3 protein-coding genes and 1 pseudogene are annotated in these 2,593 nt (G+C 74.5%); 2 read left to right on the top strand and 2 right to left on the bottom strand.

Annotated features, from left to right (window positions below; all coding sequences use genetic code 11):
• Positions 1-522 (top strand): annotated as a pseudogene (locus tag FF041_RS20085) (pyridoxal phosphate-dependent aminotransferase); the annotation flags it as partial.
• 123 nt (positions 523-645) lie between these two features.
• On the opposite strand, the gene FF041_RS20080 reads toward FF041_RS20085, so the two are convergent.
• Together FF041_RS20080 and FF041_RS20075 are read right to left on the bottom strand one after the other, a co-directional pair.
• Positions 646-1,272, bottom strand: a complete 627-nt coding sequence (locus tag FF041_RS20080) for a DedA family protein (protein ID WP_153524083.1) — start codon at positions 1,270-1,272, stop codon at positions 646-648.
• Positions 1,273-1,313: 41 nt separating this feature from the next.
• Positions 1,314-2,084: an MBL fold metallo-hydrolase gene (locus FF041_RS20075; protein ID WP_323392239.1), complete on the bottom strand. Its 771-nt coding sequence runs from the start codon at positions 2,082-2,084 to the stop codon at positions 1,314-1,316.
• 94 nt (positions 2,085-2,178) lie between these two features.
• On the opposite strand from FF041_RS20075, the gene FF041_RS20070 reads away from it, so the two are divergent.
• On the top strand, positions 2,179-2,583 hold the full coding sequence (locus FF041_RS20070) for a hypothetical protein (RefSeq protein ID WP_153524082.1): 405 nt from the start codon (positions 2,179-2,181) through the stop codon (positions 2,581-2,583).
• The last annotated feature ends 10 nt before the right edge of the window (positions 2,584-2,593 follow it).

Raw genomic sequence — 2,593 nt, 5'->3', positions numbered from 1 at the left:
GCCACCGAGCGGGGGGCCGCCCTGCGGGCCGGCACCCTCGACGTCCTCACCGCGCTCGGCGCGATCGTCGCCGAGCCGGTCGCCGCAGCCGCCGCCCACGCCCTCGACGAGCCGGCGGCCGTCGCCGCCCGCCGGGAACGGGCGGTCGCCCTGTACGCCCGGGTCGCCGCCGCCGCCCACCGCGCGGTCCTCGCCTCCGGGGCCTTCGCCCGCCCGCCGCGCGCCGGGCGGCATCTCTACGCCGACCTCGGACCGCTGCGCGCGGGCCTCGCCGCACGGGGGGTGGGCGACTCCATGGAGCTGGAGGAGTATCTGACCGACCGCCTCGGAACGCCCGTCCCCGGCGGACACCGGTTCGGCGACGAACTGGGCGCACTGCGGGTGCGGCTGGCCACGGCGCCCCTGCTGGGGGCGACCGCTGAGCAGCGGGCGGCCTCCCTCGCGGCGCCGGAGCCGGTGGAGCTGCCCTATGTGGCGGCAGCGCTGAGCGACCTGGGAGCCGCCTTCGCCGAACTGCGCTGACGCGGGGACGGGGACGGGTCAGGGCGTGCGCCAGGGCGGCGGTTGCGTGACGACAGCGACGTAAGGCGATATAAGGCGACCTACCAGGGCGGCCGGTCCGGGAGCGTCCGGTCCCGGAGCGGCTCAGGCCGGGCGGCCGTCCGGGGAGTCCGGCCGCCCCCGGCGCAGCCTCCGCCACACCGCCGGAGCACCGCTGATCACCACCGTCAGCGCCACCGCCACCGCCACGCCCTGCCAGGGCTCGTCGAAGAGCGACCCGCCCAGAATCCCGATGAGCTGATAGGTCGCGGCCCACGCCAGACACGCCGGAATGTCCCCCCGGACGAAGGTGCGCAGCGGCATCCGGGCGAGCAGACAGGCCAGCATCACCGGGATCCGCCCGGCCGGAACCAGCCGGGAGAGCACCAGGACCGTGACGCCGTGGTCGTCCAGCTTCTCCCGCGCCTGCTGGAGCCGGTCCGGCGCGGCACGGCTGCGCAGCTCCTCCAGCCAGCGCGAGCCGTTCTTCGAACGCACCCCGCGCTGACCGAGCCAGTACAGCGTCACATCCCCGGCGAAGGCGGCCGACGCCGCCACCAGGAAGACATAGAGCAGCGACGGCGGAGCGGTCTGGTGCAGGGCGACCACCGCCGCCGAGCTCACCAGCGCGCCCGTCGGCACCACCGGCACCAGCGCGCCCAGGGCCACCAGCAGAAAGAGCGAGGGATACCCCACCGCCTGCTGGGTGGACTCCGGGGGCAGCCCGGCCATGACGTCGGAGAGCCGCCCGAGCACATCCGAGGAGAGCGGACTCACCGGGCGGCCTCCGGCCCGAGCCGCTCGCCATGGCCCAGCCGGTGCACCGAGACCCCGGGAGCGAGCCGGGCCGCCTGACGGACGAACTCATCGCCCGGCGAGTAGAACTCATGCGGCCGGACGCCATCCATGCCGATCGGCCAGTACGTTCCGTAATGCACCGGAATCGCCCGATGTGGTGCGAGTGCGGCGAGCGCCTGCGCCGCCCGGCCCGCGTCCAGATGACCGGGCCCGAGATAAGGGCCCCAGCCGCCGACCGGCAGCAGCGCCACATCCACCTGCCCGACCACGTCGGCCATCGCGTCGAAGAGCCCGGTGTCCCCGGCGAAGTAGGTTCGCGACTCCCCGGTGATCACATAGCCGAGCGCGGGGGAGCGGCGGGGGCCGACCGGCAGCCGCCGCCCGTCGTGCAGCGCCGGGACCGCCCGTACCGTCAGCGGTCCGACTGCCGTCTCATCGCCGGGAGCGACCTCGGTCACCCGCAGCCCCAGCCGGGCCAGCCCCGGCACGGCACGGGTCGCGCCGCGCGGCACGATCAGCCGGGTGCCCGCGGAGAGCCGGGCCAGCGACGGCAGATGCAGATGGTCGTTGTGCAGATGCGAGATGAGCACGGCGTCGGCGACCGCGGCCTCGGGCGGCGGCAGCTCACCGCGCCGTCGGCGCAGATGCGCGAGCCGGCGCGCGAAGAGCGGGTCGGTCAGCACCCGGACCCCGGAGTCCTCGACCGTGCACGTGGCATGACCCCACCAGGTGACCTCCACCGGCACGCGACCCCCTCCTTCTCGCCGATCGTTACCCGTACGAGCCTATGGCCTCATCGGGAGTAGGGTCTGCGGCGACGAGAGAGCAGGGTGAACGACCATGAACGGCTTACGCGTGGCGACCATCGCCAGTCTGACCCCCCTTGAGGAACTCGACCGGGAGCCCTTCCTGGTCGACACGCGAGGCCAGCAGGCCATGTGCGCGCGCTGGGCGGCGGAGCACGGGCACACGGTCACCAGGCAGTTGCTGTTCTACGGGCTGCGCCCGGATCACCGCGGGCTCTGGGCGGATGTGGACGACGGTCAGGTGGAGCTGTTCGTCGCCGCCAGCGAGCGGGTGCTGGCGCGGGCGCTGACCTCGGTGGGGGAGTTCGTCGCGGAGTGCGAGCGGCGGGGGGTGGCGCTGGAGACCGCGGGGATGGACGAACCCGTGTACGACGCGGCGATGAAGGCCGATGTGCACCGCAGGCTCTCGATGCCCACCGCCGGGTACGACGGCTGCTGACCCGGGGCCG

It is taken from the genome of Streptomyces jumonjinensis, assembly GCF_009600885.1.
Classification (GTDB): domain Bacteria; phylum Actinomycetota; class Actinomycetes; order Streptomycetales; family Streptomycetaceae; genus Streptomyces; species Streptomyces jumonjinensis.
The sequence above is the reverse complement of the archived record's forward strand: the minus strand, read 5'-3'. Positions and strand labels throughout refer to the sequence as shown.

What these genes read in the sequence shown, in the direction of transcription:
- FF041_RS20080 (WP_153524083.1), bottom strand. Translation starts at nt 1,272, where the DNA reads ATGGCCGGGCTGCCCCCGGAGTCCACCCAGCAGGCGGTGGGGTATCCC.
- FF041_RS20070 (WP_153524082.1), top strand. Translation starts at nt 2,179, where the DNA reads ATGAACGGCTTACGCGTGGCGACCATCGCCAGTCTGACCCCCCTTGAG.